This window comes from Sphingomonas sp. S2M10, from assembly GCF_012650175.1.
In the GTDB taxonomy this organism is placed as follows: domain Bacteria; phylum Pseudomonadota; class Alphaproteobacteria; order Sphingomonadales; family Sphingomonadaceae; genus Sphingomonas.
In genome coordinates, this window is record NZ_JAAILI010000075.1 from 1 (window position 1) to 1,321 (window position 1,321).

General features: G+C 60.4%; 1 protein-coding gene and 1 other annotated feature. The gene reads left to right on the plus strand.

The window, feature by feature from the left end:
- Positions 1–53: 53 nt before the first annotated feature.
- Positions 54–1,282, plus strand: a protein-coding gene (locus tag S2M10_RS17435) for an IS3 family transposase (protein ID WP_096064161.1) whose coding sequence is annotated in 2 segments (ribosomal slippage) — positions 54–342 and positions 342–1,282 — 1,230 coding nt in all. Because the reading frame shifts where the segments join, the coding sequence is not laid out codon by codon here.
- Positions 335–449 (plus strand) — a sequence feature (AL1L pseudoknot). It overlaps the preceding gene by 115 nt.
- Positions 1,283–1,321: the final 39 nt, after the last annotated feature.

The window sequence follows — 1,321 nt, forward strand, 5'->3', positions numbered from 1 at the left end:
TGAAGCGCCCCGGGTTTCCAGGAGGCTCCAACTTGTGAGAAGGAGCATCCGTTATGAGCAAGACAACCAACAAATTTTCACCTGAAGTCCGCGAGCGGGCGGTTCGTATGGTGGTGGAGCAGCGGGCCGAGTACGGCTCGGAATGGGAAGTGATGAAGTCGATCGCGGCGAAGATCGGCTGCTCGCTGGAGACGCTGCGCCGGTGGTGCCGCGAGGAGGCGAGCCGACGAGCGGGGCCAGCGGCGCTGGCGGCGGATGACCGGGAACGCCTGAGATTGCTGGAGCGCGAAGTGAAGGAACTACGCCGGGCCAACGAGATTTTGCGCAAGGCATCTGCGTATTTTGCGATGGCGGAGCTCGACCGCCCCGGGAGATGATGATGGCGTTCATCGACGTCCATCGCGAGGATTTGGGTATCGAGCCGATCTGCCGGGAACTGGCAATCGCCCCATCCTCCTACCATGAACACGCCGCGCGTAGTGCCGATCCCGGCAGGCGTCCAGCACGTGCGCAGCGTGATGACGAGATCAGGGAGCAGATCAAGCGGGTCCATGAGGCCAGCTTCGGTCTCTATGGCGCACGCAAGGTCTGGCACCAGATGCGGCGTGAAGGCATCATGGTGGCGAAATGCACGGTGGAACGATTAATGCGCGCCATGGGGCTGGCAGGCGTCCGTCGTGGGAAGAAGACGATCACCACCATCAGCAACCCGAAGGCGCCGTGTCCGCTGGACAAGGTCAATCGGGCATTTCGCGTCAGCCGGCCAAACGCCCTGTGGGTCGTCGATTTCACCTACGTGCATACTTGGGCAGGCTTCGTCTATGTCGCCTTCGTGATTGATGCTTTTGCCCGGCGGATTGTCGGATGGAAGGTCAGCACGTCAGCCACTGCCAGCTTCGTTCTGGATGCCCTGGAGCAGGCGATTCATGCCCGCAGGCCAGATCCCGATGATGGACTGATCCACCATAGCGATAGGGGAGTTCAATATCTTGCGATGAACTATACCCAGCGCTTGGCCGAGGCCAAACTCGTCCCCTCGGTCGGTAGCGTAGGTGATTCCTACGACAACGCCTTAGCCGAGACGATCAACGGCCTTTACAAGGCCGAGGTCATCTGGCGGCAGCGATCATGGCCAAGCGTTTCGGCCGTGGAAATGGCAACGCTGCGCTGGGTCGATTGGTACAATAATCACCGGCTCTTCGGCCCTATCGGGCACATCCCGCCCGCTGAGGCCGAAGACAATTACTATGCAGCCCTCGAGAACCTCGATATGGCTGCATAGCCAAATGAAAACTGCCTCCTGAAAACCCGGGGCGCTTCA